Consider the following 22,802-nt stretch of genomic DNA (forward strand, 5'->3'; position numbering starts at 1 on the left):
CTCTTCCACCTCGTCTACAGCGACGTCGCCAGCTTCGCCAGCGGCTACTGGGACCCCCAGAACTACCTGATCACCGCCCCCGACATCACCGGCCCCTGGTCCGACCCCGTTCGGCTGCACGCCCACGGGTTCGACGCGTCGCTGTTCCACGACGAGGACGGCACGACCTGGCTGCTCAACATGAGCGCCGACTGGCGGCCGGGCCGCAATCGCTTCGGCGGCATCGAGATCCAGCAGTACGACCGCGAGCAGCGCCGGTTGGTCGGCGAGCGGCGCATCATCTTCACCGGCACTCCGGCCGGTCTGACCGAGGGCCCGCACCTGTACCGCCACGACGGCTGGTACTGGCTGGTCACCGCCGAGGGCGGCACCAGTTGGGACCACCAGGTGACGGTGGCGCGTTCGCGGGACCTGTTCGGTCCGTACGAGGTGGATCCGGTCGGGCCGCTGCTGACCTCGGTCGGACGGCCCGACCTCACGCTGCAGAAGGCCGGACACGGCAGCCTGGTGCAGACCCAGCACGGCGACTGGTACCTCGCCCACCTGGCCGCCCGCCCGTACACCCCGCTCGGCAACTGCGTGCTCGGCCGCGAGACCGCCATCCAGAAAGTCGACTGGACCCCCGGCGGCTGGCCGAGCATCCCCGGCGGCATCCCCGCCGACGAGATCACCGCGCCGGGCCTGCCGGAGCACCCGTGGCCCGCCGAACCCGCCACCGACCACTTCGACACGACCGAACTCGGCACCGCCTGGTCGACGCTGCGCCGTCCGGCCACGCCGGACTGGTTGGACCTGCACTCGCGGCCCTCGCACCTGCGCGTGTACGGCGGGCAGTCGCCGGTCGGCAAGCAGACCCCCAGCCTGGTCGCCCGCCGCGTCGGCGCGACCCGGTGCTCCCTGGAGACCGTCGTCGAGTTCGACCCCGCCGATCACCGGCAGCTCGCCGGGATCACCGGCTACTACAACACCCAGAACTGGTACTACGCGTACCTGACCCGGGCCGACGACGGCCGCCGTCTGCTGGAGGTGCTCAGCTCGAACAGCGGCAAGCGCACCGCCCACCCGGAGCTGGCCGTCGACGTGACCGGGGTGGAGCGGGTCGGCCTGCGGGTGGTGTTCGACGGTCCCGCGCTGCGGTTCGCGTACCACACGGGGGTCGGCTGGCAGGAGATCCCGGCGACGTTCGACGCGACGATCCTGTCCGACGAGCACGCCGCCCGCGAGGTCGACGGCGAACCCGCCGCCTGGGGCTTCACCGGCGCGTTCCTCGGCCTCTGGGTCCAGGACCTCGGCGCCGACGGTGCCTACGCCGACTACGACCACGCCAGCTACCTGGAGCACTGACCGCTCCCCCACCCGCAGGCGAAGGAAGGGCACCTTCATAACGGACGTCCGTGTAGAAGGTGCCCTTCCTATCAGCCGATGCGGAGGCCGAGGGTTTGGGCGAGGGTGATGGCCTGCGGGGCGTCGATGACGGCGTCGCGGAGTTCGACCTCGTTGGGGTGCAGGGCGGTGAGGTCGCTGCCGCGCAGGTCGCAGCGGTTGAGCTTGGCCTTGGCCAGGTGCGCGCCGGACAGGTCCACGGCGGTGATCGTCGCGCCGTCGCACTGGGCGGAGGTCAGGTCGGCTTCGCGCATGCGTACGCCGGAGAAGGTGACCCCGCGCAGGTCGGCGTCGGACAGGTTGACGAACGACCAGTCGCCGCCGGTCACCCGCAGCGGCCGCAGCGTGCACTGCTCGAACACGCTGCCGGTCAGCTTGCACCCGGTGAACTCGGCCTCGAACAGGTTGCAGCGCAGGAACTGGCAGCGCAGGAACGCGCTGTCGGCGTGCCGGGAGGCGTTGAACTTGACGTTGCCGAACACGCACTCCTCGAACACGGTGTTCTGGCTGGACAGCTCGGTCATGTCGACGTCGCGGAAGGTGCAGCGCACGAAGTGCCGCTCCACCAGCTCGTCGCCGTACCAGTCCTCGCCGGAGAAGCTCGCGTCCTCTGTCACCTCAGCCATCCGGCCAGCCTATGCCGCTACGGGAGCCGGCGGCACGACGGCCTGCGGAACCGGTTCCGGGGCGCGCATGCGGCGAACCGCCGGGACGGCGAGCAGGGCCAGCGCGGCGAGCACGCCCACCAGCGTCATGGTGTACAGGGTCGGGCGCAGGCCGAACTGCTGCGCGACCGGACCGGCGACGGCCAGCCCCAGCGGCATCAGGCCCGCGGTCAGCAGGTAGTCGTAGGAGCTGACCCGCGACAGCGCCGCCTGCGGCACGTTGGCCTGCAGCGACGTCTCCCACATCGTGAACGCCAACGACACCGCGACACCGGTGACGGCCTCCAGCGCGGCGATCACGGGGATGGTCGGACCGGCCCCGATGATCAGCGCCTGGCAGGACGCGACGGCCAGCGCCGCCGCGGCGACGACCAGCGGGCGGCTGATCCGCACCCGCAACGCGATGACGTCCCCGACGATCGAGCCGACGCCGAACGCCGCCACCACGACCGACCAGGCCGCCGCGCCGCCGAACTGCTGCTCGGACAGCACCGGGCCGAGCACGAACACCGACGGCAGCACTACCACGTGGTACACCGACAGCGTGGCGAGCATCGACCAGACCCAGGTCCGCGACACGACCTCGGTGAAGCCCTCGCGCAGCTGGGCGAAGAAGCCGCCCTGCGGCGCGTCCGCGGGGTCGGCGGCGCGCGGCGTGAGCCGGGCCAGGAACGCGGCGCTGACCGCGAAACTCAGCGCGTCGAGGGCGATCGCCCCGCCCGGACCGACCAGGAAGATCAGGCCGCCGGCCAGCGCCGGTCCGGCCACCAGCCCGGTCGACATCACCAGGCCGCGCAGCGCGTTGGCCTCCTGCAGCCGCTCCGGACCGACGATCAGCGGCATCAGGCCGCCGGCCGCCGGCGCGAAGAAGGCGTCGGCGGTGCCGAACACCGCCATCAGCACGACCAGGTGCCAGATCTGCGCGGTCCCGGCCAGCAGCAGCGCCGCGACCAGCGCCTGGCTCACGAAGCGGACCAGGTCGGAGACGAGCATCACCCGCTGCCGGGGCAGCCGGTCCGCCCATACGCCACCGGCCAGCGCGAACACCAGGAACGGGACGAGCGTGGCCGCGCTGACCAGGCCCACGTCGGCCGCGCCCGCGCCGTCGATGGACAGCACGGCGAACGGCATGATGACGAAGCTGATCCGGTCGCCGACCATGGACAGCGCCTGGCCGTAGAAGTAGCGGGCGAACTGGCGTTCCTCGCGCAGCACGGCCGGAAGCAGCGACCTCATGACTACCCTCTTCTCAGCTTTCGAGGACGGGCGGAAGCGGCCGCGTTCCTGCTGGTGACAGCCCAGGCTAGGAGGCCGGGCGGTCGCCCGGCAACGCATTTCCGCCGGTCGACCCCGGCCGGTGCGCGGTCTACGATGCGACGATGCCGCCCACTCGACCTGCCCCGCGCCGCCCGGTGCTCAGCGTCACGCTGGTCCTCGCCGCCGCCGTCGGCCTGGCCTGCGGGGTCAAGCCGCAGCAGTCGAACGTCACCGGTGCGGGCACGCCGGCCGCATCCGCGCCGACTGCCTCGGCGGAGTCCGCGCCGACCGCGAAACTCGGGCAGAGCATCGAGACCAGCGGCGGGCTGGGCGACAACCGGGTGGCGTACACGGTCAGCAAGCTGACCCGGCACACCGTCGCGCCGGACAGCGCGCTGGTGCGGCCGAAGAAGGGCGTGTTCGTCGCGATCACGGTCGAGGTGAAGGTGAGCGCGGGCAAGACGTACGCCTGCTTCTGCGACTTCGCGCTGGTCGCCGCGGACGGCACGCTGTTCGAGCCGGTGCTGCCGTTCGGCTTCGACACCGGCATGCAGTCGGTCACCCTCAACACCGGCGAGAAGGCGGGCGGGGTGGTCGTGTTCGACGTGCCCAAGGACGCCGCCGACGGGCTGCGGGTGCAGTTGCGGCCCGACATCACCAACGACGTCCGCGGTTACTGGACGGTCTGATCGACTTTGCGCCGCCAGAACTGGCGCGGGGCGTAGCCGTCGCGGCGCAGCCAGTGCTCGGTGTACACGATGCGCTCCGCCTCGACGACCACCAGCGGACCCGCCGGCGGCTCGGCCAGCGGGCGGGACCGCTCGACGTGGTCGCTCTGCCAGCGGAACGCCTCCCAGTGGTGGTCGAACTCCGGGTCGCCGGGCTCGAGCGTCCGCGCCCTGCCGAACAGCTGCGCGCCCCGGCTGCTGGCCTGCCCGACCAGCGGCGCGAACACGCCGACGGAGATCCGGGGGTCGGCGGCGAGGTTGCGCATCTTCGGCGAGGTCGCCACGGCGGTGAACATCACCGCGAAGTCGAGGTGGTAGTAGCGCACCGGGGTGGCCAGCGGGCCGTCCGGGCCGGTGGTGGCGAGCACGCACATGTTCTGCGCGGACAGCAGGTTGAGGATGCGCTCTTCGAGCCGTTCGCGCGGCAGCCGCCGGGTCGGCGACGGCCCGGCCAGCCAGGGGTTCGTCACAGCCATGATCGAGTCTCGCACGGCCGCGTGCGGTGGCAGGACATGGGTGCGGCCGCATTTGCTCTGCACCCAAAAGCTTGCTCTGCACCCGCGGACGCAACAGCACCGACCCGTTGCGCCGATGGGTGCAGAGCAAGGGAATGGGTGCAGAGCAAATGCGCTGCGGGAGGTATCCCCTTCGGCCGCGCCGCGGCGGCCGGGTCGTACCGCGCCAGGAATCGAGTCAGACGCCGGAGAACAATGGCGACTCCAGGATGATCAGCAGGCCGATGGTGATGAAGACGGCCGGAACCAGCCAGTGGCCATAGCGCTCGATGAAGGCCACGACGCGGGGGTGCGCGCCGAGCCAGGCCGCGGCGGCGCACCAGACAGCGACGAGGACCAGGAAGACGGCGATGGTGACGAGGCTGTCGGTGACGCCGATGGTGCGGAACACGGGTGTGTAGACGGCGATGTTGTCGGCGCCGTTGGCGACGGTGAGCCCGGCGACGGCCGGCGCGGTGGTGGCCACAGCCGGCGGCGGGCCGCCGTCGCCGCGGGAGCGCAGCGTCTGGATAAGGGCGCGTACGCCGAGCAGCAGTGGGATGAGGCCGAGCAGCCCGATCCAGTGGTCGGGCACCACGGTCAGGCCGGCGGCGGCCAGCGCGGATGCGCCGACCAGGGCGGCGATGCCAGCGTACTGGCCGGTCCAGATCTCCCAGCGGCGCGGGCGGCCGGTGGTGCGGCTGCTCAGGAACAGCACGGTGAGCACGATCAGGTCGTCGACGTTGGTGCCCGCGAACAGCGCGACGGCGGCGGCGACGGTTCCGGCCAGGTGATCCACGACCGGCAGCCTACGGCGACCGGCGCGCCCGGCCCCAGCGTGTCGTGTTCCACCTATTCAAATCTATCTACTTGACGTTCTATCCTCCTCAGGACCGGCAACCCCGGCGCACTCGACCCCGAGGAGTACGGCGTGAGAAGAAACCCCATCATCCGCGGCATTCTCGTCTTGTCCATGGCACTGGCCGGAGCCGTGGCCATTCCGGCCGCCCCGGCGCTCGCCCTGGCCCCGCCCGACATCTCGCTCACCGACATCCGCACCCACCTGCAGCAGTTCCAGACGATCGCGAGCAGCAACGGCGGCAACCGCCGTTCCAACACCGCGGGCTACACCGCGTCGGTGAACTACGTGTTCAACGCGCTGACCGCGGCCGGGTACAGCGTCGTCAAGCAGAACTGCACCTCGGGCTGCACCAGCGGCGCCGGGCCGAACATCATCGCGGACTGGCCAGGCGGCGACACCAACCAGGTGCTGATGCTGGGCGCGCACCTCGACGGCGTGTCCGCCGGACCGGGCATCAACGACAACGCCTCGGGCTCGTCGATGCTGCTGGAGCTGGCCCTGACGCTGGCCGAGCAGAACCCGACCATGGTCAAGCACGTGCGCTTCGGCTGGTGGACCGACGAGGAGCAGGGCCTCAACGGGTCCGAGTTCTACGTCAACTCGCTGTCGTCGGCCGACCGCGCGAAGATCACCGGTTACCTGAACTTCGACATGATCGCCTCCACCAACGGCGGCTACTTCATCAACCGCATCACGTCCAGCCTCGGCCAGACCATCAAGGCCTATTACGACGCCAACTTCCCGGGCCTGGCCCCGGAGGAGAACGTCGAGGGCGCGGGACGGTCCGACGACGCGTCGTTCAACTCCGCGGGCATCCAGACCAGCGGCATCGCGGCCGGCGCGAGCGCCAACAAGACCTCGTCGCAGGTCGCCAAGTGGGGCGGCACGACCGGGGACTACGACCCCTGCTACCACGCCTCGTGCGACACGTTCCCGAGCAACATCAACGACACGGTGCTGAACCGGGCGGCCGACGCGGCCGCGTACGCGCTGTGGACGCTGGCCGTGGGCACGCCCGCGGGCAACGACTTCTCGATGGCCGCCAGCCCCGCCTCGGGCAGCACCACCGCCGGCGGTTCGGTGACCTCCACCATCGGCACCACGGTCACCAACGGCAGCGCGCAGTCGGTCGCCCTGTCAGCGTCCGGCCTGCCCAGCGGCGCGACCGCGACGTTCAGCCCGTCGACGATCACCTCGGGCGGCTCGTCGACGCTGACGATCGCGACCAGTGCGAGCACGCCGGTCGGCACGTACACGGTGACCGTCACCGGCACCGGCAGCGCCGCGACCCGGACCACGACGTTCTCGCTCACGATCGCCGGGCCGCCCGGCTGTTCGGCCACCAACCCGACCGATGTGACCATCATCGACCAGGGCACCGTGGAGTCGTCGATCGCGATCACCGGCTGCACCGGCAACGCGGGTTCGGCCAGCACGGTCGAGGTGCACATCGTGCACACGTACGTCGGTGACCTGATCGTGAGCCTGGTCGCGCCCGACGGCACGCTCTACACGCTGCGCAACAAGACCGGCGGCAGCGCGGACAACATCGACCAGACGTTCACCGTCAACCTGTCGAGCGAGGTCGCCAACGGCACCTGGAAGCTGCGGGTGCAGGACGCGGGCCCGTCGGACGTCGGATACATCAACAGCTGGACGCTGAACCTGGGCGGGGCGCTCCCGCCGGGCTGCGGCGGCACCAACGCCACCGACGTGACCATCGTGGACCTCGGCACCGTCAACAGCCCGATCACCGTCTCGGGCTGCACCGGCAACGCCTCGTCGACGTCGACCGCCGAGGTGCACATCGTGCACACGTACAAGGGCGACCTGGTGGTGACCTTGGTGGCCCCGGACGGCAGCACCTACGTGCTGCACAACCGGAGCGGCGGCAGCACCGACAACATCGACCAGACGTACACCGTCAACCTGTCGACCGAGGTGCGCAACGGCACCTGGAACCTGCGGGTCCAGGACGCCGCATCGGGCGACGTCGGTTACGTCAACAGCTGGACGCTGACCCTGTGACCGGCTGACCGGAACTCCGCTGCCCCGGGCCCGCACCGCCCGGGGCAGCGGCGCCCTCCGACGGGGAACGGCGTCACCCCCCAGGCGTCGCCGTCCCCCGTCACCGCGGGCGTCACGGGTGTCTGCCCGGCGCGCCGCCCCTCCTGCGGCACGGCGGGCAGCTCCCCGCGCCGTCCTAGCCCACGGCGTGTGCCCCCTGTGCCATCACCTGCTCCAGCAGGGTGACCAGGACTTCCTTGACCGACTCGCGGCGTCGCGCGTCGCACAGCCGCACCGGAACGTGCGGGTCGAGGTTGAGCGCCTGCTCGACCTCCTGCGCCTGGTAGACCCGCGCCCCGTCGAAGCAGTTGACCGCCACCACGAACGGGGTGCCGCGCTGCTCGAAGTAGTCGATGGAGCCGAACGCGTCCTCCAGCCGCCGGGTGTCGGCCAGCACCACCGCGCCGATCGCGCCGTACGCCAGCTCGTCCCAGACGAACATGAACCGCTCCTGCCCGGGGGTGCCGAACAGGTAGAGCACCATGTCGTCGTTGATGGTGATCCGGCCGAAGTCGAGCGCGACCGTGGTGGTGGACTTGGTCTCCACGCCGGCGGTGTCGTCCACGCCGATGCTCTCGTCGGTGAGCAGCTCCTCGGTGAGCAGCGGCGAGATCTCGCTGACCGCACCGACCAGCGTGGTCTTGCCTACGCCGAACCCGCCCGCGACCAGGATCTTGAAGGCGGCCGGGATGCCGCCCTCGTCGTCATAGGGCTCGGATGCCATCGATGACCGCCTTGAGAATGTCCGCGCTGGGGAGCTGGTTGACGTTGACGGGGGCGCGCCGCCGGACGAGTCGGCGTTCGAGCAGGTCGCTGAGCAGCACGCGCACCGTGCCGGCGGGCAGCCGCAGGTACGAGGCGATCTCCGCGACCGACACGGGGCGCTGGCACACCGCCATGATCTCGGCGTACACCGAGCCCAGGCCCCCGTCGGAGGGCAGTGTGGGCCGGGTGGCCACGACGACCGCGATCAGGTCGAGGTCGCCGTGGCGCGGGCGGGTCCGGCCGGAGGTCATCGCATACGGGCGGATCAGCGGCCCGGCCTCCTCGTCGACCCACAGCAGCCCGTCGCCGGGCAAGCCGTCGGACGGCAACGGCTGTGCCACGTTCACGGGTGGCTGCCGCGGGCCGGTGCGGTCAGGTACTGGCCCACCCGCACCACGAGCATCGCCATCTCGTATGCCACCAGGCCCGCGTCGGCGTCCTTGCCCGCGACCACCGCCAGGCAGGCGCCGTTGCCCGCGGCCGTGACGAACAGGAAACCGCTGTCCATCTCGATGATCGCCTGGCGGGCCTTGCCCTTGCCGAAGCGCCGTCCCGCCCCGCGGGCCAGTCCGAACAGGCTCGCCGCGACGGCGGCGAGGTGCTCGGCGTCCTCCCTGCTCAACTCCGCGGACGCGGCCATGAGCAGGCCGTCGGCGGACAGCACGATGGCCTTCTGGGCCTGCGCCACCCGTTCGACGAAATCGTCGGCGAGCCAGGCCAGGTCGGACGCTGCTCTCGTCTTCTGCTCCACGGTCATTCCCCTCCGCCTTGCCCTTCCTCGTGCCGCGGCGCTGTGCGCGGGCTCGGCCATCGCGGCAGTGCGGGCCGGTCCTCGGGCTCCGGCTCGGGCTCGCCCAGGCCGGGTTCGGTGGCGATCTGTTCGGCGGCGAGCCGGCCCCGCCGGCTGCCCTGCTGGTATGCCGCGATCAGGCTGTAGACCTGGGACGCAGGGCGCTCGCCGGGTCCCGCGACGACGTCGCCGGACACCGGTTGCTGCGGTGCTCCCGCGGTCAGCCGTAACTCGACTCCCGGCGGCGATTCCGGCGAATCCACCTCCACCCGTAGGGCCTCGGCCCGCTGCTCCGCCAGGGGCACCGCGGGCACCGCCGGGCGGGCCCGCACCGGCAGGCCCGACGGGGTGTAGACGGTGCCCTCGACCGGGCCGCGCGGGGCGGGCACCACGCTGTCGACGGCCAGGGCGGCGTCCGAGGTGGAGCCGTTGACCCGGGCGGCGATGACGGTGGCGGCGGGGGTGGTGGCGGCTGCGGGCGCGGCGACGGCGGGCGCGGGAACGGCGGTCGGGCCGGTCGCGGGCGGCGCGGTCTCGCCCACGTCCACCGGGTCCGCGGGAGATTTCCCCGCGGGTGCCGCGGAAACCGGCACGCTGGGCGGCGCGGCCGTGGCCGGCTCGCCCGCGGCAGGGACGGCCGCCACCGGCTCGCGCTGCGACCGCTCGGCCGCAGGGCGGGGCGTGCGCACCGGCAGCGCGCCCGCGGGCTGCGCCGATAGGGAGGCGCGGCGGTCGTCGTTGTCGTCGGCGCTGACCGCGAGGTCGGCCACCGGCTGCGGCGACGTGCCGGTGATGAGGCGGTGCTCGCCGCTGTCGTGACCGGGCACGGGCGTCCAGGCGTCCGAGACCAGGCTCGACGGCAGCAGCACGATCGCCGTCGTGCCGCCGCCCGGTGAGGGCTGCAGCCGGACCTTGACGTGGTGGCGCTCTGCGAGTCGGCCGACGACGTACAGGCCGAGTCGCGGCGTGCCGGTGAGCAGGAACTCGGCGGGTTCGTGCAGCTGCGCATTGGCCTGTTCCAGGTCGGCGGCGGTCATCCCCAGGCCGTGGTCCTCGATCTCGATCACGTATCCGGCGCCCACCGCGGAACCGCCGACGTTGACCAGGGTGTGCCGGGGCGAGAACGCCAGCGCGTTCTCCATCAGCTCGGCCAGCAGGTGCACCACGTCGCCGACGGCGTGCCCGGCGAGCCCGGCGGCCTCGCTGGACAGCACGTTGACCCGCGGATACTCCTCCACCTCGGCGACCGCGGCGCGGATCACGTCGACGACGGGGATGGTGCGCCGCCAGCCGCGTCCGGGCACCGCCCCGGCGAGCACGATCAGGTTCTCCGCGTTGCGGCGCATGCGGGTGGCCAGGTGGTCGACCCGGAACAGCTCGTCGAGTTCGGCGGCGTCGGTGGCCCGGCGCTCCATCGCGTCGAGCATGGTGAGCTGGCGGTGCACCAGGGTCTGGCTGCGCCGGGCCAGGCTCAGGAACAGGTCGCGCACGCTGCGGCGCAGCTCGGCCTGCTCGACGGTGGCCCGGATCGCGGTCTCCTGCACGGCGTTGAACGCCTGGCCGACCTGGCCGATCTCGTCGTCGCCGAAGGCCAGCGGGGGCGCTTCGGCGATGACGTCGACCTCCTCACCCGCCCGCAGCCGCTGCACCACCCGGGGCAGCCGCTGCCCGGCCAGCTCGTCGGCGGCGTCGCGCAGCCGCCGCAGCTGGGTCACGATGGCCCGCGCGGTCGTGATCGACAGCACGATGGAGGCGACGACGGCGATGAGGCCGAGGCCGGCGGCCAGCACCAGCCGCACGATGACCAGGATGGTCGGGCCTTTCGCGCGGGCGATGGTCGCCTCGGCGAGGTCGATGTCGAGCTGTGCGAGCGCGGTCAGCGCCGGGTCGAACGCGGTCCGCCAGTCGGCGGCGGTGACCGGCGGCGCCTCGTTCGGCCGGGCGCGGGCGACGATCAGGTCCTCGATCTCGGTCAGCCGGGTCAGCGCGGGGCCTTCCAGCACGGGGTGGTAGATCGCCGTGTCGTCGGGCAGGCCCTCCAGTCCGGTGGCGCGGATGTTGCGCTGCGCGCCGACGAGCTGGGCGAACTCGGCCGCGTCACCGGCGGAGAAGCGGCCCGCGGCGAGCACGCCCGACATCAGCGCGTCCTCCTGCGACAGCAGCTCCCGGCCCCGGGACATGATCAGCAGGTGGCTGAGCTGGTCGTTGATGGCCTGGTCGTCGAAGCTGGCGATGGTCGCGAAGATGCGGTATCCGGCGCCGATGGTCTCGGTGTAGTAGGCCACCGCGGCACTGCGCTCGCCGATGCGCTGGTCGACGTCGGCGCGCACGGGGCCGAGGCCGTCGAGCATCCGGCCCAGGTCGGCGATGTTCCGCTCGGCGATGGGCGTGGCGGCCCAGCCGGCGGTGGTGCCCCGTACCGATTCGCGGAAGCGCGCCGCGGCGGCGTCGGTGGCGGCGCGGGAGGTGGCCAGCTCGGCGCGGTGGGCGGTGTCGTCGGCGGCCAGCACGACGGCGGAGATGCGGCGCTCGGCCTGCAGCGCGGCGACCAGCGAGTCGGTGGGGCGGCCCACCTCCTGGTCGAGCGTGCTGATCCAGAAGAGGTTGAGGCCCTCGCGCATGGTCACGAACGCGGCGAAGGCCCACAGCGCGGCGAGGGAGGCGAGCAGAAAGGCGATCTTCGCCCGCAGGTTCGAGGTCCGGGAGCTCATCACTTTCCCACCGACGCTAGAGGGCCGACCGCGACGGTCCGCGCCTGTCGGTGCTTTGACCGCCACGCAAGGTGACTGACATCCTGCACTCAACACGACGCGGCCGCCTCGGCGTCGCACCCCCTGTGCGACACGTCCGGACAGGTGCGCAAACCTCCTATGCGGAGCGTCCTAACGCGACAGCCGCCGCCAGGCGAGCTCGGCGAGCAGCACCGCCCCGTCGGGCACCACCGCGTCGTCGTAGCGGGCCTCGGGCGCGTGGTTGAGCGGCGCGGTCATCGGGTCGAGGCCGGGCGGGCAGGCGCCGAGGTAGACGAACGCGCCGGGCACCCGCTCCAGCACGTACGACATGTCCTCGGCGCCGGCCACCGGGTTGGCCGTCCACGCGAAGCGGTCCTCGCCGAACAGCTCCGCGGCGGTGCGCGCGGCGAATTCGGCCTCGCCGCCGTCGTTCATCGTCACCGGGTAGCCGGGCACGTAGTCGGCGTCGGCGGTCAGGCCGTGCGCGGCGGCGATGCCGTGCACCACGTCCAGCACGCCCTGGCGCACCCGTTCGCGGGTGGCCGGTGAGAACGAGCGCAGCGTCGCGCCGAACTCGGCCTGCGCGGGGATGACGTTCTCGACGGTGCCCGCGTGGAAGGTGCCGACCGTGATGACGGCGGGATCGAAGATGTCGATGCCGCGGGTGACGAAGGTCTGCAACGCGGTCACCATCTCGCACGCGGCGGGGATGGGGTCCTTGGCGAACTGGGGCGCTGACCCGTGGCCGCCCGCGCCGCGCACGGTCACCTTCAGCGTGTCCGCGGCCGCCAGCATCGGCCCGCGCCGGGTGGAGAAGCGCCCGAACGGTTCGAGCGCCGACAGCACGTGCAGGCAGTACGCCGCGATCGGGTGCTCGCCCGCGGCCTCCAGCAGGCCCTCGGCGATCATCGGCTCGGCGCCGCCGGGCCCCTCCTCGCCGGGCTGGAACATGAACACCACGCTGCCGGGCAGCCGGTCGCGTTTCCCGCACAGCAGCCGGGCCGCGCCGGCGAGCATCGCCACGTGCAGGTCGTGCCCGCAGGCGTGCATGGCGCCGTCGATCTCGGAGGCGTATTCCAGCCCGGTCAGCTCGGTGACCGGCAGCGCGTCCATGTCGGCGCGCAGCAGCACCACCGGCCCGGGAAGCCCGCCCTGCAGCACCGCGACCACCGAACTGAGCGAGTGCCCCGTGGTGATCTCCAGTGGGAGCCCGTCGAGTGCCTGGAGCACGGCGGCCTGGGTGTGCGGCAGGTGCAGCCCGATCTCGGGGTGGCGGTGCACGGCCTGGCGGAGCGCGATCAGGTCCGCGGCGTGGTCCCGCACCGCGGCTTGGAATCCGGAGTCGGGGGCGGCGTCGGCGGTGGCGGGCGAGGCGAGGGTCGACATGGCGGCACGTTATCCGAACCGGGCGGCCTGCGACAGACCTCACACCCGGTCACCCGTCAAGCGGGCTTGAAGTAGACATGAACTGACCTGCGGCTATGCCGACCTCGACCTGGTAACGGGCTAACCGCTAGTAGACCGGTTACCTATCAGTTCGGTAGGGTTACCTCAGTCGATCACGCACAGGAGGTTTGAGCCTTGGACGTCGAGAAGACCGCGTTGCCGGGCATCGGGCTGCGGCACGAGTTCCAGACCCAACGGGGACAGCACGCGGCCGTGGTGTCGCACGTCTCGGGACGGCGGGACATCGTGATCTACCACCCTGATGATCCGGATACCGCCGTCGCGACGTTGTCGCTCAACACCGACGAGGCCAACGGCATAGCCGAGCTGCTGGGCACCTCCCGCATCGTGGAGCGGCTGGCCGATCTGCGCCGCCAGGTCGTCGGCCTGCTGACCGTGCAGGTGCCGGTCATCGCCGGTTCGCCGTTCGACGGGCGCAGCCTCGGCGACACCCAGGCCCGCACCCGGACCGGCGCGTCCATCGTCGCGGTCATCCGCGGCGGCGAGATCCTCGCCAGCCCCCGCCCCGACTTCGTGTTCCAGCCCGGCGACCTCGCCGTCGCGGTGGGCACGGCCGAGGGCACCGCCGCCGTCACCGACATCCTCAACAACGGCTGACGCGTATGCACGGAGCCCTCGTACTGATCGAAATCGGCGCGGTCATCCTCGCCCTGGGCCTGCTCGGCGCGGTGTCGCTGCGGGTCGGCATCTCCCCCATCCCCCTGTACCTGCTCGCCGGTCTCGCCTTCGGCAAGGGCGGCCTGCTGCCCATCGACGAGGCGGGCGAGTTCGCCGCGACCGGCGCCGAGATCGGCGTCATCCTGCTGCTGTTCACCATGGGCCTGGAGTACACCGCGCCCGAACTGGTCAGCACGCTGCGCCACAACGCCCCCGCGGGTCTGGTCGACCTGGTGCTGAACTCGGCGCCCGGCGTCATCGTCGCGCTGATCCTGGGCTGGGGCCCGGTGGCGGCCGTCGCCCTGGGCGGCATCACGTACGTCACCTCGTCCGGCATCACCGCGAAGGTCCTGTCCGACCTGAACTGGCTGGGCAACCGCGAAGTGCCCATCGTGCTGTCGCTGCTGGTCTTCGAAGACCTGACCATGGCGATGTACCTGCCGATCCTGACCGCGATGCTGGCCGGCGCGAGCTTCGCCACCGGCCTGACCACGCTGGGCATCGCGGGCCTCACCATCACGGTCATCCTCGTCGTCGCGCTGAAGTTCGGCCGGTATGTGGAGAAGTTCGTCGCCTCGCCCAGCTCCGAGGTGCTGCTGCTCAAGGTGCTGGGCCTGACCGTGCTGGTCGCGGGCATCGCCCAGGAGCTGCAGGTCTCCGCCGCGGTGGGCGCGTTCCTGGTCGGCATCGCGCTGTCCGGGCCGCTCGCGCACACCGCCCGGGAACTGCTCACGCCCCTGCGGGACGTGTTCGCGGCGGTGTTCTTCGTCTTCTTCGGCCTGCAGACCGACCCGACGGCGCTGCCGCCGGTCGCCGGCATCGCCATCCTGCTGGCGCTGGCGGGCATCGCGACGAAGATGGCCACCGGCTGGTGGGCCGCCAAACGGGCGCACATCAGCGTCGCGGGCCGGCTGCGCGCGGGCGTGGCGCTGCTGCCGCGCGGGGAGTTCAACATCGTCATCGCCGGGCTGGCCGTCGCGGCGGGCATCGAACCGCAGCTCGGCCCGCTGGCCGCGGCGTACGTGCTGATGCTGGCCGTGCTCGGCCCGCTCACCGCCCGCGGCGTCGAGCCGCTGATCAACCGGATCAGCCGCCGTCGCCGCATCACCGAACCGGCCGTCGCCGCGCACCCCGACCGCGTCGAACTCCCCTCCCAGCGGGGCCCCGACCCCGACGCCTCCCCCGCCCAGGCCTGACCGCCCCGGCGACCCGGCGGCGCGACCCGCCTTCTCACAGACGTTGGCCTATCTCATCGACTCAGAACCCGGATTCTTCGATGAGATAGGCCAACGTCGTTCTCAAGCACGGCACGGCACGGCAAGACGCGGCGCGGCTGGGCGGGACGAGGCAGGGGCGGTCACTCCCAGAGGTAGGCGTGCCAGGGGCCGACCTCGGTGGTGTAGCGGGTGGCCAGGGCCTGGGTGACCTGGCCCAGGTGGACGTGGTCGTGGGTGGTCCAGGTGGCCAGGAGTTGGCCGAGGGTGACCGGGCCGAACGCCGGGTGGGTGCCCTCCCGGTCGAGGTCGTCGGCGGTCAGTTCGAAGCCGCGCAGCACGGCGAGGTTCTCCGCGCGCAGGGTGCGGAACAGGTCGAGCAGCTCGGCGGTGGAGCGGTCGGCCGCGATCGCGACGTGGCCGTCGCGGTCGAACGGGGTGAACGGCACCGACGTGCCGTGGTCGAGGATGATGCGGGCCCGCGGGATCCAGTCGGTGCGCTCGCCGTGGATGAAATGGCTGAGCACATCGTGCGCGCTCCACTCGCCCTCGGCCGGCCGCTGCCGCGTCCATCCGTCGTCCAGATCACCGAGCAGGGCGTCGAGCACATCGGGCGTACGGCTCAGCGCGGCGATCGCGTCAGGCAGCTGGAACGTCATGGTGATCAGACTAGGGCGATCGAACCCGGTCCCGCAGTTCTGCCCGGTAGGCAGGTGCGGCCGCCGCCCCGCCCTCCACTGCCCCCGGGTCTCCCCGCCGAGCAGGGCGTGACACGCGCCAAGACCACTCGACTTGCCAGGCACATGGGCGAATGCGCGCTCAAGATACGCACAGGTGCCCGGCAAGTCGGACGATCATGGGCGGTTGCCGCCAGCGGCGTCAGTCGACCGAGGCCAGCACCTTCTCGATCTTCGCGACGCGGGCCTGGAGGTCGGTCAGCTGGGCGGCGATCGCGGTCAGCTGGTCTGCGCCCGGCGACAGTGCCGCCTTGGCCTTCGCGTTCTGCTGGCGGTGCCAGAGCACCATGCCGATCACCGCGATGACCAGCATGCCGACGGTCCAGATCGTGCCCATGCTCATGGCGTACGAGTCCATCAGCTGTCTCCTTCCACGGTGGTGAGCGTGCGCGCGGCGAGCGCGATGCTCTGCGGGGTGAGCGTCACGGTGAACGGCACCGTGTCGTAGTACTTCATGGCCTTGCCGTCGGCGGACAGCTCGAACGCGGCGGTCACCAGGCCCGCCGCCTCCAGCTTGGCCAGGTGCAGCTGCAGCAGCGGCCGGCTGATGCCCAGCTCGCGGGCCAGCGCGCTCACGTAGTTGCGCCCATGCGCCAGTGCGGCGATGACGCGCATGCGGTGCGGGTTGGCCAGTGTCGCCAGGATCCGTGCCAGTTCGTCGCCACTGTGCGACATCTCCATCGGTCCTCCTAGCTCCAACTTTCACCTGCAAGAAAAAACTAGCACGTGCCCGCAAGAGCTGTCGATCGCTTTCCTGACGGAGCAGCAGACGATCTTGGGGGAGATCAGCGCGCGGCGCGTAGCGCTCGCGGGGACAGGCCGAACTCGCGGCGGCAGGCCTTGTTGAACGCCTGCAGGTCGGCGATGCCGACGGAGGCGGCGACGGCGGGGATCGACAGCGTCGAGCGGCGCAGCAGGTGCTCGGCCCGGGCCAGTCGGCGGCGGCGCAGGTACGCCACCACGGTGTCGCCGGTCTCTGCCCGGAACAGCCTGGTCAGGTGGTTGTGCGACACGCCCGCATGCCGGGCGGCGTCGGGCACCGACACCGGCTCGGCCAGCCGCGCCTCGAGGTAGGCCATCGCCGCGGCTACCGCAGGGTGCGGCACGCCGGATCGCCCGTCGGGTTCGGCGCGCGGGAGCTGGGCGACCCGCCACAGCACCGCCCACACCTCCGCCGCCGCCTGCGCGGGCCGGCGCGGCGCGGCCGCCACCGCCAGGCGCAGCATCGCCGACAGCGCCGCGGTCTGCGGCCCCGCGTCCTGCATGACCGGCACCGGCACCGGTGTCCCGGCACGCGGCAACCGCAGGTGGGCGTACAGGTGCTCGGAGCGGCCCCGGTAGTCGAACCGCACCTCGACCCCCGGCGGGACCAGGCTGACGTGCCCGGGACGGATCGGGTGGGCGACCCCGCCGACCGTGAGCTCGCCCTGGTAGCCGTATAGGTGCAACTGCCACAGCTCGGGCAGCAGGAACGACTCGCGGGCCACCGTGGTGCCGTGCACGCCCACCCCGATGTTCGCCACCTGCGGCGGGCCGTCCAGGCGCACGCGCACGCTCCGGCCGCCGGGCTCCGGCAACGCCGTCATGGTGAAAACGTACCAGCGATGGTGAGCAGAACCCACGCGCTGCCAGGCGATCCGGCCCTAGCCTTACCCACCGTCGACCAGAAAGACAGGAGCACCACCGTGGCCATGCAGCCGTGGTTCGCCGAGGCCAAGCTCGGCATCTTCCTCCACTGGGGGATCTACGCCGTCGACGGCACCCTGGAGTCGTGGGCCTTCTACGCCGGCGAGGTCCCGCACGAGCGGTACATGCGCCAGCAGGCCGGTTTCGCGGGCGAGAACTACGACCCGAAGGCGTGGGCGGAGCTGTTCGCCAGGGTCGGCGCCCGCTACGCGGTGCTCACCGCCCGCCACCACGACGGCATCGCGCTCTGGGACTCCACCCAGGGCGGCCGCAACGTCGTCGAGCACACCCCGGCCGGGCGCGACCTGATCGGCCCGTACGCGCAGGCGCTGCGCGAGCGCGGTCTCAAGGTGGGCCTCTACTACTCGCACTCGGACTGGAACCACCCCGACTACGCCTCGGTGCGCAGCCAGGGCGAGGCCCAGCACGTCAACGACAGCGAGTGGGTCGCGCCGCAGGACGGCAGGCCCGACGACGAGCGGGCCTGGGCCCGCTACCTGTCCTACCGCGACGGACAGGTCGGCGAGCTGATCGACCGCTACCGCCCGGACCTGCTCTGGTTCGACGGCGAGTGGGAGCGCAGCGAGCAGCAGTGGCGGATGCGGGAGCTGTCCGAGCAGATCCTGGCCGCCGAGCCGGGCACCGTCCTCAACGCGCGGATGATGTCCTACGGCGACTACGCCACCCCGGAGCAGGGCATCCCGATGCGGGCGCCGGACGGGCCGTGGGAGCTGTGCCTGACCGTCAACGACTCGTGGGGCTACCGCCACGGCGACACCAACCACAAGTCCGTGGCCCAGCTGGTGCGCTACTTCACCGAGACCATCGGCATGGGCGGCAACCTGCTGCTCGACGTCGGCCCGCGAGCCGACGGCACCATTCCCGCCGAGCAGGTCGAGCGGCTGGAAGGTCTCGGCACGTGGATCGCGCGACATGAGTCGGCCGTGTTCGGCACCGTCGCGGGCCTGCCCGCGGGCCACCACTACGGCCCGAGCACCCTGTCCCCCGACCGCCGCACCGTGCACCTGGTGGTGTTCGGCGCACCGGGCGAGCACATCGCGGTCAAGGGCCTGCGCACTCCGGTCAAGCGGGCGTACGTGCTGGGCACGGGCACGGAGCTCGGCCACCGGGTGACCGGCGGGCTCGGCGAGGTGCCCGGCGTGACCTGGATCGACGGGCCGAGCACGGCCGACCTCGACCCGCACGCCACGGTCGTCACCGTCGAACTCGACGGCGAGCTGGACCTCTATCGCGGCACCGGTCGCGACTGAGCGACGGCGTACGCGGCCGTGCCGGTGTCAGTCGCGCCGGTAGGGCCGCGTCACCCGCCGGGCCGGGTGGGGTGTGATGGCTGTCTCGCGGGGGGCCGGGCGGGACTCATCCGGTGCTACGGTGATCCGCCCTCGAATGTCCGACTCGCACGGAAACGAACGACGATGCTGGCTCTCCTGCACACCTCGCAGGCCCACATGCTCACCTTCGACCGGCTCCGCAACGAGGAGGCGCCGGCGCTGACGCTGTACCACATCGTCGCCGAACACCTGCTGGACGACGCCCGCCGCCACGGCGTGCCGGCGGTCGCCGACCAGGTGGCTCAGCAGATCGGCCTCGCCGCGGAAGCCGGTGCGCGGGCCGTGCTGTGCACCTGCTCCACCATCGGCGCACTCGCCGAGCAGGCCGCCGACCGGGCGGGCATCCCGGTGCTGCGTGTCGACCGGCCGATGGCAGCCGCGGCCGTGGCCGCCGGACCGCGGATCACGGTGCTGGCCGCGCTCGCCACCACCCTCGCGCCCACCACGGCGCTGATCGAGGAGGAGGCCGCTCGGGCGGGCCGCTCCGTCACGGTGTCCGCACGGATGATCTGCGGTGCGTGGGACCGGTTCGAGGCCGGGGACCTCGACGGTTACCTCGACCGGGTCGCCGCCGCACTGGCCGGGGTCACCGACGCCGACGTCGTCGTGCTCGCCCAGGCGTCGATGGCGCCGGTCACCGAGCGCCGCGTGACCGACATCCCCGTGCTGGCCTCGCCACGCCTTGGCCTACGCGCCGCCGCGGCGCTCTGAGGCGGCCCCGTTCGCCTCGCAGGACTGAGCACCTGTCAGCCGGCGGTGCCGAACACCCGCGCGAAGGTCGCGTGCACCGGGGTGCCGGACAGGTTGTCGTAGATCGCGAAGATGACCCGGTCGAAGCGGTCCACGGTGCGCAGCGCGTCGGCGAAGGCCTGCGCGACCACGGCCGGGTCGTTGCGGAACACCCCGCAGCCCCACGCGCCGAGCACCAGCGTGCGGTGCCCGTGCGCGGCCGCCACGGTGAGCACCCGGGTCGCCCGGCGCAGCAGCACCGCGGGCACGTCCGGCAGGTCCGCGGGCTGGTTGCGGGCGATCGCGCCCAGGTTGGGCGCGGCCGAGGTCAGGAACGAGGTCTGGTACGCCTCGTCGAGCAGGTTGCCCTTGTCGTCCCGGAACACCGGCACGCCCGGCGAGTAGATCACCCGGTCGCTGTAGCGCAGGTCGTGCTGCGCCCGGTGGTAGGCGTAGAAGTCCGGCGCGGCCAGCAGGCTCGGGTAGAGGGCCGACGCCCGGGCGATGCTCTCCTCCTGCGCCTTCGCCCCGCCGAGGAAGCCGCCGCCCGGGTTCTTGGCCGAGGCGAACACCAGGCAGGCCGCGGCCGGACCGGCCCGCCGCGCGGCGACGAGCGTCGACTCCCGGGTCACCTCGATCTCCGGCTGAGGATTCCGCTGCCCCGCCGGGCTCAGCTGCTCGTCCGGCTCGTAGTGCCGGGTGCCCGCAACGGCGGCCCGTACCGCCGCTCCGATCTCCACCCGCGCGCCGGCCGTGTTGCGGTAGTCGCCGCGCTCGGCGATCTCGACCGTCTGCCGTGCGATCTCCCGCAGCCGCCCGCTCACATTCCCACCCCGTCCGTCTTTCCCACGACGGCAACGGTGACAGGCGCATCCATGCGCGGCAACCGCATTGTCCGCGCCTCGCACCGGCGGTGCCGCCCAGCCGAGGAGGTGACCGGGTGGGTTTACATCTTTTTTGATGTGGCCACATCAAAAAAGATGTAAACCCACGGACACCGCCATGCCGCCGCGGACGCCGCGCCCGGCGTGTGTCAGCCGCGCAGGTCGGCCAGCAGGGACTCGACCTCGGCGAAGGCGTCGGCGGGCAGCGGGGTGCGGGCGAGCGGGGCGAAGTTCTCCTCGGCCTGGGCGACGGTGCGGCAGCCGGGGATCGGCACGTTGTGCGGGCTGCGGGCGAGCAGCCAGCCCAGCGCGCCCTGGGTGAGGGTGCGGCCGTCGGCGGTGAGCGCCTCGCGGACCCGGTCGACCCGCGCCGCCCACTCCGGCGTGGGCACGCCGTCGGTGAACCAGCGCAGCCACTCCGGGCTCTTGCCGCGTACGTCGTCGCCGCCCAGCGCGCCGACGGCGCCGTGGTACTTGCCGGTGAGCAGGCCCATGGCGAGCGGGCCGCGGTTGAGCCCGGCCAGGTTCCAGGTGGCCAGCACGTCGACCATGGCGGCGTTGTCGTTGAGCACCGAGGTGTCGTACTGCACCGCCGCGCAGTGCGCCCCGGCCTTGGCGAACGCGGCGGCGCGCTCGGCGTCGTCCGTGCTCCAGCCGTACGCGCGGATGCGGCCCTGGGCGACCAGGCCTTCGAGGGTCTCCACCAGGTCGAGCGCCTGGTTGACCGGCAGGTGGCCCAGGTGCAGCTGATAGAGGTCGAGGTGATCGGTGCCGAGGCGGTCGAGGATGCCGTCGAGGCAGCTCACCGCGTACGCGGCGGACGAGTCCTCGCCGGTGGCCAGCCGGGTCCGCTCCTCGACCGTGAAGCCGAACTTGCTGGCGAGGACCGCGCTGTCCCGCCGCCCGGCCAGGGCCCGGCCGAGCACCCGCTCGCTGTGGCCCGCGCCGTAGTTGCTGGAGGTGTCGAACAGGGTGATGCCGTGGTCGAGGGCCGCGTGCACGGTGCGGACCGACTCGTCGTCGTTTACCTCGCCCCAGCCGTAGGGCTGCCCGTCCTCGCCCCACAGCGGGCCGCCGATCGCCCAGCAGCCCATGCCCAGCGCGCCGACCTCGATCCCGCTGCGGCCCAATGTCCGTGTCGTCGTCATGCGGGCCAGCCTGACACCTGGAGCGCGCTCCAGGTCAAGCTATCGTGAGCGGATGAGCGCGTACACCCCCTCCGAGACGTCCCGGCGCAGCGGCTTCAGCCTGGACACGCTGCGCTACTACGAGCGCATCGGCCTGCTGAGCGAGGTCGACCGCACGCCCGGCGGGCAGCGGGTCTTCTCCGATCACGACCTGGGCTGGCTCGGGCTGCTGCGCTGCCTGCGCGACACCGGCATGCCCATCAACCAGATGTGCCGCTTCGCGGAGCTGGCCCGCACCGGCGACGACAGCATCGCCGACCGCGTCGAGCTGCTGCGCGCCCACGCCGAGGCGGTCGAGGAGCAGATGGCGCTGCTGGAGCGGCAGTACGGGCACCTGCGGGAGAAGATCCGCTACTACGAGCGCGAGCTGGCCGCCCGGTCGTAGCGCTCAGCGCGGCGGCGCGCCCCACTGCACGGACACCTGGTGCACCGTGCGCTCGGCGCGGACCTGCATCAGCCCGCCCGCGAGCACGGCCCGGTCGACGACCCCGACCGCGCCGTCGCGGGTGCGGGTGACCCGGTCGCTGACCAGCACCGGGCTGTCCGCGTCCTGGTGCAGCAGGGCCGCGCCCGCCGCGCCGAGCGTGGCGGCGGCGATGCGCTCGGACGCCGAGGCGATCTGCATACCGGCGTCGGCGAGCGCCGCGTACAGGGCCGTGGCGGTGAAGTCGGCGCCGCGCACCAGTTGCGCGTACGGCTGGTCCACCCAGGACACCTGGTGGATCGCGGGCACGCCGTCGAGCAGCCGGAGCCGTTCCAGCCGCAGCGCCTTGGCCGTGCCGTCGCGCTCGCCCCACAACGACGTGACCCAGGCGGGCATGGCCCGCAGCGAGCAGGACACGACCTCGGTGGTGACCTGGTGTCCCTGGTCGCGCAGGTCGTCGACGAAGCTGCGCAGCGTGTCCAGCCGGTACGCGGGCCGTGCGGGCGCGACGAAGGTGCCCCGGCCCGCCTCGACCACGATCAGCCCGTCGTCGATCAGGGCCTGCAGCGCCTGCCGCGCCGTCGCCAGCGCCACGTCATACCGGGCGCTCAGCTCCCGCTGCGCGGGCAGCGCGGTGCCCGGCGGGTACTCCCCGGCGCGGATGCGCTCGGCGAGGTCGGCGGCGATGACCCGGTAGCGGGGCCCGGCCATGCGGTGGCTCC

The 22,802-nt window shown here is 72.3% G+C and carries 24 protein-coding genes; 8 read left to right on the forward strand and 16 right to left on the reverse strand.

The window, feature by feature from the left end; translation table 11 throughout:
• Nucleotides 1-1,344 (forward strand): family 43 glycosylhydrolase (locus AB0B66_RS19755; protein WP_360531430.1); only part of this gene is annotated, 1,344 nt, incomplete at its 5' end.
• A 71-nt stretch (nucleotides 1,345-1,415) separates the two neighbouring features.
• Here AB0B66_RS19755 and AB0B66_RS19760 read toward each other — a convergent pair.
• Nucleotides 1,416-2,009: a pentapeptide repeat-containing protein gene (locus AB0B66_RS19760; protein WP_360531433.1), complete on the reverse strand. Its 594-nt coding sequence runs from the start codon at nucleotides 2,007-2,009 to the stop codon at nucleotides 1,416-1,418.
• Between the two features lie 9 nt (nucleotides 2,010-2,018).
• On the reverse strand, nucleotides 2,019-3,284 hold the full coding sequence (locus tag AB0B66_RS19765) for an MFS transporter (RefSeq protein WP_360531436.1): 1,266 nt from the start codon (nucleotides 3,282-3,284) through the stop codon (nucleotides 2,019-2,021).
• Between the two features lie 143 nt (nucleotides 3,285-3,427).
• On the opposite strand from AB0B66_RS19765, the gene AB0B66_RS19770 reads away from it, so the two are divergent.
• A complete protein-coding gene (locus tag AB0B66_RS19770) occupies nucleotides 3,428-3,994 on the forward strand; it encodes a DUF4352 domain-containing protein (protein WP_360531439.1) in 567 nt (188 codons plus the stop codon).
• On the opposite strand, the gene AB0B66_RS19775 is transcribed toward AB0B66_RS19770, so the two are convergent.
• Complete coding sequence (locus AB0B66_RS19775; RefSeq protein ID WP_360531442.1) at nucleotides 3,979-4,509, reverse strand: pyridoxamine 5'-phosphate oxidase family protein; 531 nt, start codon at nucleotides 4,507-4,509, stop codon at nucleotides 3,979-3,981. The two genes, AB0B66_RS19770 and AB0B66_RS19775, sit on opposite strands and share 16 nt — an antisense overlap.
• Nucleotides 4,510-4,726: 217 nt before the next feature.
• Nucleotides 4,727-5,326, reverse strand: coding sequence for a cadmium resistance transporter (locus tag AB0B66_RS19780; RefSeq protein WP_360531445.1), 600 nt, complete (start codon nucleotides 5,324-5,326; stop codon nucleotides 4,727-4,729).
• 174 nt (nucleotides 5,327-5,500) lie between these two features.
• Between AB0B66_RS19780 and AB0B66_RS19785 the strand changes: the two genes are divergently transcribed.
• Nucleotides 5,501-7,417, forward strand: coding sequence for a proprotein convertase P-domain-containing protein (locus tag AB0B66_RS19785; RefSeq protein WP_360531882.1), 1,917 nt, complete (start codon nucleotides 5,501-5,503; stop codon nucleotides 7,415-7,417).
• Nucleotides 7,418-7,592: 175 nt separating this feature from the next.
• Here AB0B66_RS19785 and AB0B66_RS19790 read toward each other — a convergent pair whose 3' ends face one another.
• The 5 genes from AB0B66_RS19790 to AB0B66_RS19810 all read right to left on the reverse strand — a co-directional run bounded on the left by AB0B66_RS19790 (nucleotide 7,593) and on the right by AB0B66_RS19810 (nucleotide 13,129).
• Nucleotides 7,593-8,180, reverse strand: coding sequence for an ATP/GTP-binding protein (locus tag AB0B66_RS19790; protein WP_360531448.1), 588 nt, complete (start codon nucleotides 8,178-8,180; stop codon nucleotides 7,593-7,595).
• On the reverse strand, nucleotides 8,161-8,568 hold the full coding sequence (locus AB0B66_RS19795) for a DUF742 domain-containing protein (protein WP_360531450.1): 408 nt from the start codon (nucleotides 8,566-8,568) through the stop codon (nucleotides 8,161-8,163). The genes AB0B66_RS19790 and AB0B66_RS19795 overlap by 20 nt, the downstream gene beginning before the upstream one ends.
• Nucleotides 8,565-8,972 carry a roadblock/LC7 domain-containing protein gene (locus AB0B66_RS19800; protein WP_203692483.1) on the reverse strand — a complete coding sequence of 136 codons (408 nt, stop codon included), beginning with the start codon at nucleotides 8,970-8,972 and terminating at the stop codon, nucleotides 8,565-8,567. The genes AB0B66_RS19795 and AB0B66_RS19800 overlap by 4 nt, the downstream gene beginning before the upstream one ends.
• A 2-nt stretch (nucleotides 8,973-8,974) precedes the next feature.
• Nucleotides 8,975-11,722, reverse strand: a complete 2,748-nt coding sequence (locus AB0B66_RS19805; protein WP_360531453.1) for a nitrate- and nitrite sensing domain-containing protein — start codon at nucleotides 11,720-11,722, stop codon at nucleotides 8,975-8,977.
• A 171-nt stretch (nucleotides 11,723-11,893) separates the two neighbouring features.
• The gene (locus tag AB0B66_RS19810) at nucleotides 11,894-13,129 is read right to left on the reverse strand and encodes a M20 family metallopeptidase (RefSeq protein WP_360531456.1); all 1,236 of its coding nucleotides are present in this window, start codon (nucleotides 13,127-13,129) and stop codon (nucleotides 11,894-11,896) included.
• Between the two features lie 195 nt (nucleotides 13,130-13,324).
• On the opposite strand from AB0B66_RS19810, the gene AB0B66_RS19815 reads away from it, so the two are divergent.
• On the forward strand, nucleotides 13,325-13,807 hold the full coding sequence (locus AB0B66_RS19815; protein ID WP_360531459.1) for a cation:proton antiporter regulatory subunit: 483 nt from the start codon (nucleotides 13,325-13,327) through the stop codon (nucleotides 13,805-13,807).
• Nucleotides 13,808-13,812: 5 nt separating this feature from the next.
• The gene (locus AB0B66_RS19820; protein ID WP_360531462.1) at nucleotides 13,813-15,063 is read left to right on the forward strand and encodes a cation:proton antiporter; all 1,251 of its coding nucleotides are present in this window, start codon (nucleotides 13,813-13,815) and stop codon (nucleotides 15,061-15,063) included.
• Nucleotides 15,064-15,224: 161 nt separating this feature from the next.
• Here AB0B66_RS19820 and AB0B66_RS19825 read toward each other — a convergent pair whose 3' ends face one another.
• From AB0B66_RS19825 to AB0B66_RS19840, 4 genes are all read right to left on the reverse strand, one after another.
• The gene (locus AB0B66_RS19825) at nucleotides 15,225-15,740 is read right to left on the reverse strand and encodes a DinB family protein (RefSeq protein WP_360531465.1); all 516 of its coding nucleotides are present in this window, start codon (nucleotides 15,738-15,740) and stop codon (nucleotides 15,225-15,227) included.
• 220 nt (nucleotides 15,741-15,960) lie between these two features.
• Nucleotides 15,961-16,176, reverse strand: a complete 216-nt coding sequence (locus AB0B66_RS19830; protein ID WP_360531468.1) for a hypothetical protein — start codon at nucleotides 16,174-16,176, stop codon at nucleotides 15,961-15,963.
• Complete coding sequence (locus AB0B66_RS19835; protein ID WP_360531885.1) at nucleotides 16,176-16,493, reverse strand: helix-turn-helix domain-containing protein; 318 nt, start codon at nucleotides 16,491-16,493, stop codon at nucleotides 16,176-16,178. Before AB0B66_RS19835 ends, AB0B66_RS19830 begins: the two co-directional genes overlap by 1 nt.
• Nucleotides 16,494-16,603: 110 nt before the next feature.
• Nucleotides 16,604-17,404, reverse strand: coding sequence for a helix-turn-helix domain-containing protein (locus AB0B66_RS19840; RefSeq protein ID WP_360531471.1), 801 nt, complete (start codon nucleotides 17,402-17,404; stop codon nucleotides 16,604-16,606).
• Nucleotides 17,405-17,509: 105 nt separating this feature from the next.
• On the opposite strand from AB0B66_RS19840, the gene AB0B66_RS19845 reads away from it, so the two are divergent.
• Entirely contained in the window at nucleotides 17,510-18,775 is a 1,266-nt protein-coding gene (locus AB0B66_RS19845) for an alpha-L-fucosidase (protein WP_360531888.1), read from the forward strand.
• A 165-nt stretch (nucleotides 18,776-18,940) separates the two neighbouring features.
• Entirely contained in the window at nucleotides 18,941-19,567 is a 627-nt protein-coding gene (locus AB0B66_RS19850) for an aspartate/glutamate racemase family protein (protein WP_360531474.1), read from the forward strand.
• Between the two features lie 35 nt (nucleotides 19,568-19,602).
• On the opposite strand, the gene AB0B66_RS19855 is transcribed toward AB0B66_RS19850, so the two are convergent.
• Both AB0B66_RS19855 and AB0B66_RS19860 read right to left on the reverse strand, forming a co-directional pair.
• Entirely contained in the window at nucleotides 19,603-20,409 is an 807-nt protein-coding gene (locus tag AB0B66_RS19855; RefSeq protein ID WP_360531477.1) for a TIGR02452 family protein, read from the reverse strand.
• 209 nt (nucleotides 20,410-20,618) lie between these two features.
• Nucleotides 20,619-21,617 carry an aldo/keto reductase gene (locus tag AB0B66_RS19860; RefSeq protein ID WP_360531480.1) on the reverse strand — a complete coding sequence of 333 codons (999 nt, stop codon included), beginning with the start codon at nucleotides 21,615-21,617 and terminating at the stop codon, nucleotides 20,619-20,621.
• Nucleotides 21,618-21,669: 52 nt separating this feature from the next.
• Between AB0B66_RS19860 and AB0B66_RS19865 the strand changes: the two genes are divergently transcribed.
• On the forward strand, nucleotides 21,670-22,041 hold the full coding sequence (locus AB0B66_RS19865) for a MerR family transcriptional regulator (protein ID WP_360531483.1): 372 nt from the start codon (nucleotides 21,670-21,672) through the stop codon (nucleotides 22,039-22,041).
• Nucleotides 22,042-22,044: 3 nt separating this feature from the next.
• On the opposite strand, the gene AB0B66_RS19870 is transcribed toward AB0B66_RS19865, so the two are convergent.
• Nucleotides 22,045-22,791, reverse strand: coding sequence for a GntR family transcriptional regulator (locus AB0B66_RS19870; protein ID WP_360531486.1), 747 nt, complete (start codon nucleotides 22,789-22,791; stop codon nucleotides 22,045-22,047).
• Between the last annotated feature and the right edge of the window lie 11 nt (nucleotides 22,792-22,802).

The organism is Catellatospora sp. NPDC049111, from assembly GCF_040648615.1.
Classification (GTDB): domain Bacteria; phylum Actinomycetota; class Actinomycetes; order Mycobacteriales; family Micromonosporaceae; genus Catellatospora; species Catellatospora aurea.

Bases quoted from the DNA above. Each gene is read 5' to 3' on its own strand.
- AB0B66_RS19760 (WP_360531433.1), bottom strand. From the start codon at position 2,009: ATGGCTGAGGTGACAGAGGACGCGAGCTTCTCCGGCGAGGACTGGTAC.
- AB0B66_RS19765 (WP_360531436.1), bottom strand. From the start codon at position 3,284: ATGAGGTCGCTGCTTCCGGCCGTGCTGCGCGAGGAACGCCAGTTCGCC.
- AB0B66_RS19770 (WP_360531439.1), top strand. From the start codon at position 3,428: ATGCCGCCCACTCGACCTGCCCCGCGCCGCCCGGTGCTCAGCGTCACG.
- AB0B66_RS19775 (WP_360531442.1), bottom strand. From the start codon at position 4,509: ATGGCTGTGACGAACCCCTGGCTGGCCGGGCCGTCGCCGACCCGGCGG.
- AB0B66_RS19785 (WP_360531882.1), top strand. From the start codon at position 5,501: ATGGCACTGGCCGGAGCCGTGGCCATTCCGGCCGCCCCGGCGCTCGCC.
- AB0B66_RS19790 (WP_360531448.1), bottom strand. From the start codon at position 8,180: ATGGCATCCGAGCCCTATGACGACGAGGGCGGCATCCCGGCCGCCTTC.
- AB0B66_RS19805 (WP_360531453.1), bottom strand. From the start codon at position 11,722: ATGAGCTCCCGGACCTCGAACCTGCGGGCGAAGATCGCCTTTCTGCTC.
- AB0B66_RS19810 (WP_360531456.1), bottom strand. From the start codon at position 13,129: ATGTCGACCCTCGCCTCGCCCGCCACCGCCGACGCCGCCCCCGACTCC.
- AB0B66_RS19820 (WP_360531462.1), top strand. From the start codon at position 13,813: ATGCACGGAGCCCTCGTACTGATCGAAATCGGCGCGGTCATCCTCGCC.
- AB0B66_RS19825 (WP_360531465.1), bottom strand. From the start codon at position 15,740: ATGACGTTCCAGCTGCCTGACGCGATCGCCGCGCTGAGCCGTACGCCC.
- AB0B66_RS19830 (WP_360531468.1), bottom strand. From the start codon at position 16,176: ATGGACTCGTACGCCATGAGCATGGGCACGATCTGGACCGTCGGCATG.
- AB0B66_RS19835 (WP_360531885.1), bottom strand. From the start codon at position 16,493: ATGTCGCACAGTGGCGACGAACTGGCACGGATCCTGGCGACACTGGCC.
- AB0B66_RS19840 (WP_360531471.1), bottom strand. From the start codon at position 17,404: ATGACGGCGTTGCCGGAGCCCGGCGGCCGGAGCGTGCGCGTGCGCCTG.
- AB0B66_RS19845 (WP_360531888.1), top strand. From the start codon at position 17,510: ATGCAGCCGTGGTTCGCCGAGGCCAAGCTCGGCATCTTCCTCCACTGG.
- AB0B66_RS19850 (WP_360531474.1), top strand. From the start codon at position 18,941: ATGCTGGCTCTCCTGCACACCTCGCAGGCCCACATGCTCACCTTCGAC.
- AB0B66_RS19860 (WP_360531480.1), bottom strand. From the start codon at position 21,617: ATGACGACGACACGGACATTGGGCCGCAGCGGGATCGAGGTCGGCGCG.
- AB0B66_RS19865 (WP_360531483.1), top strand. From the start codon at position 21,670: ATGAGCGCGTACACCCCCTCCGAGACGTCCCGGCGCAGCGGCTTCAGC.
- AB0B66_RS19870 (WP_360531486.1), bottom strand. From the start codon at position 22,791: ATGGCCGGGCCCCGCTACCGGGTCATCGCCGCCGACCTCGCCGAGCGC.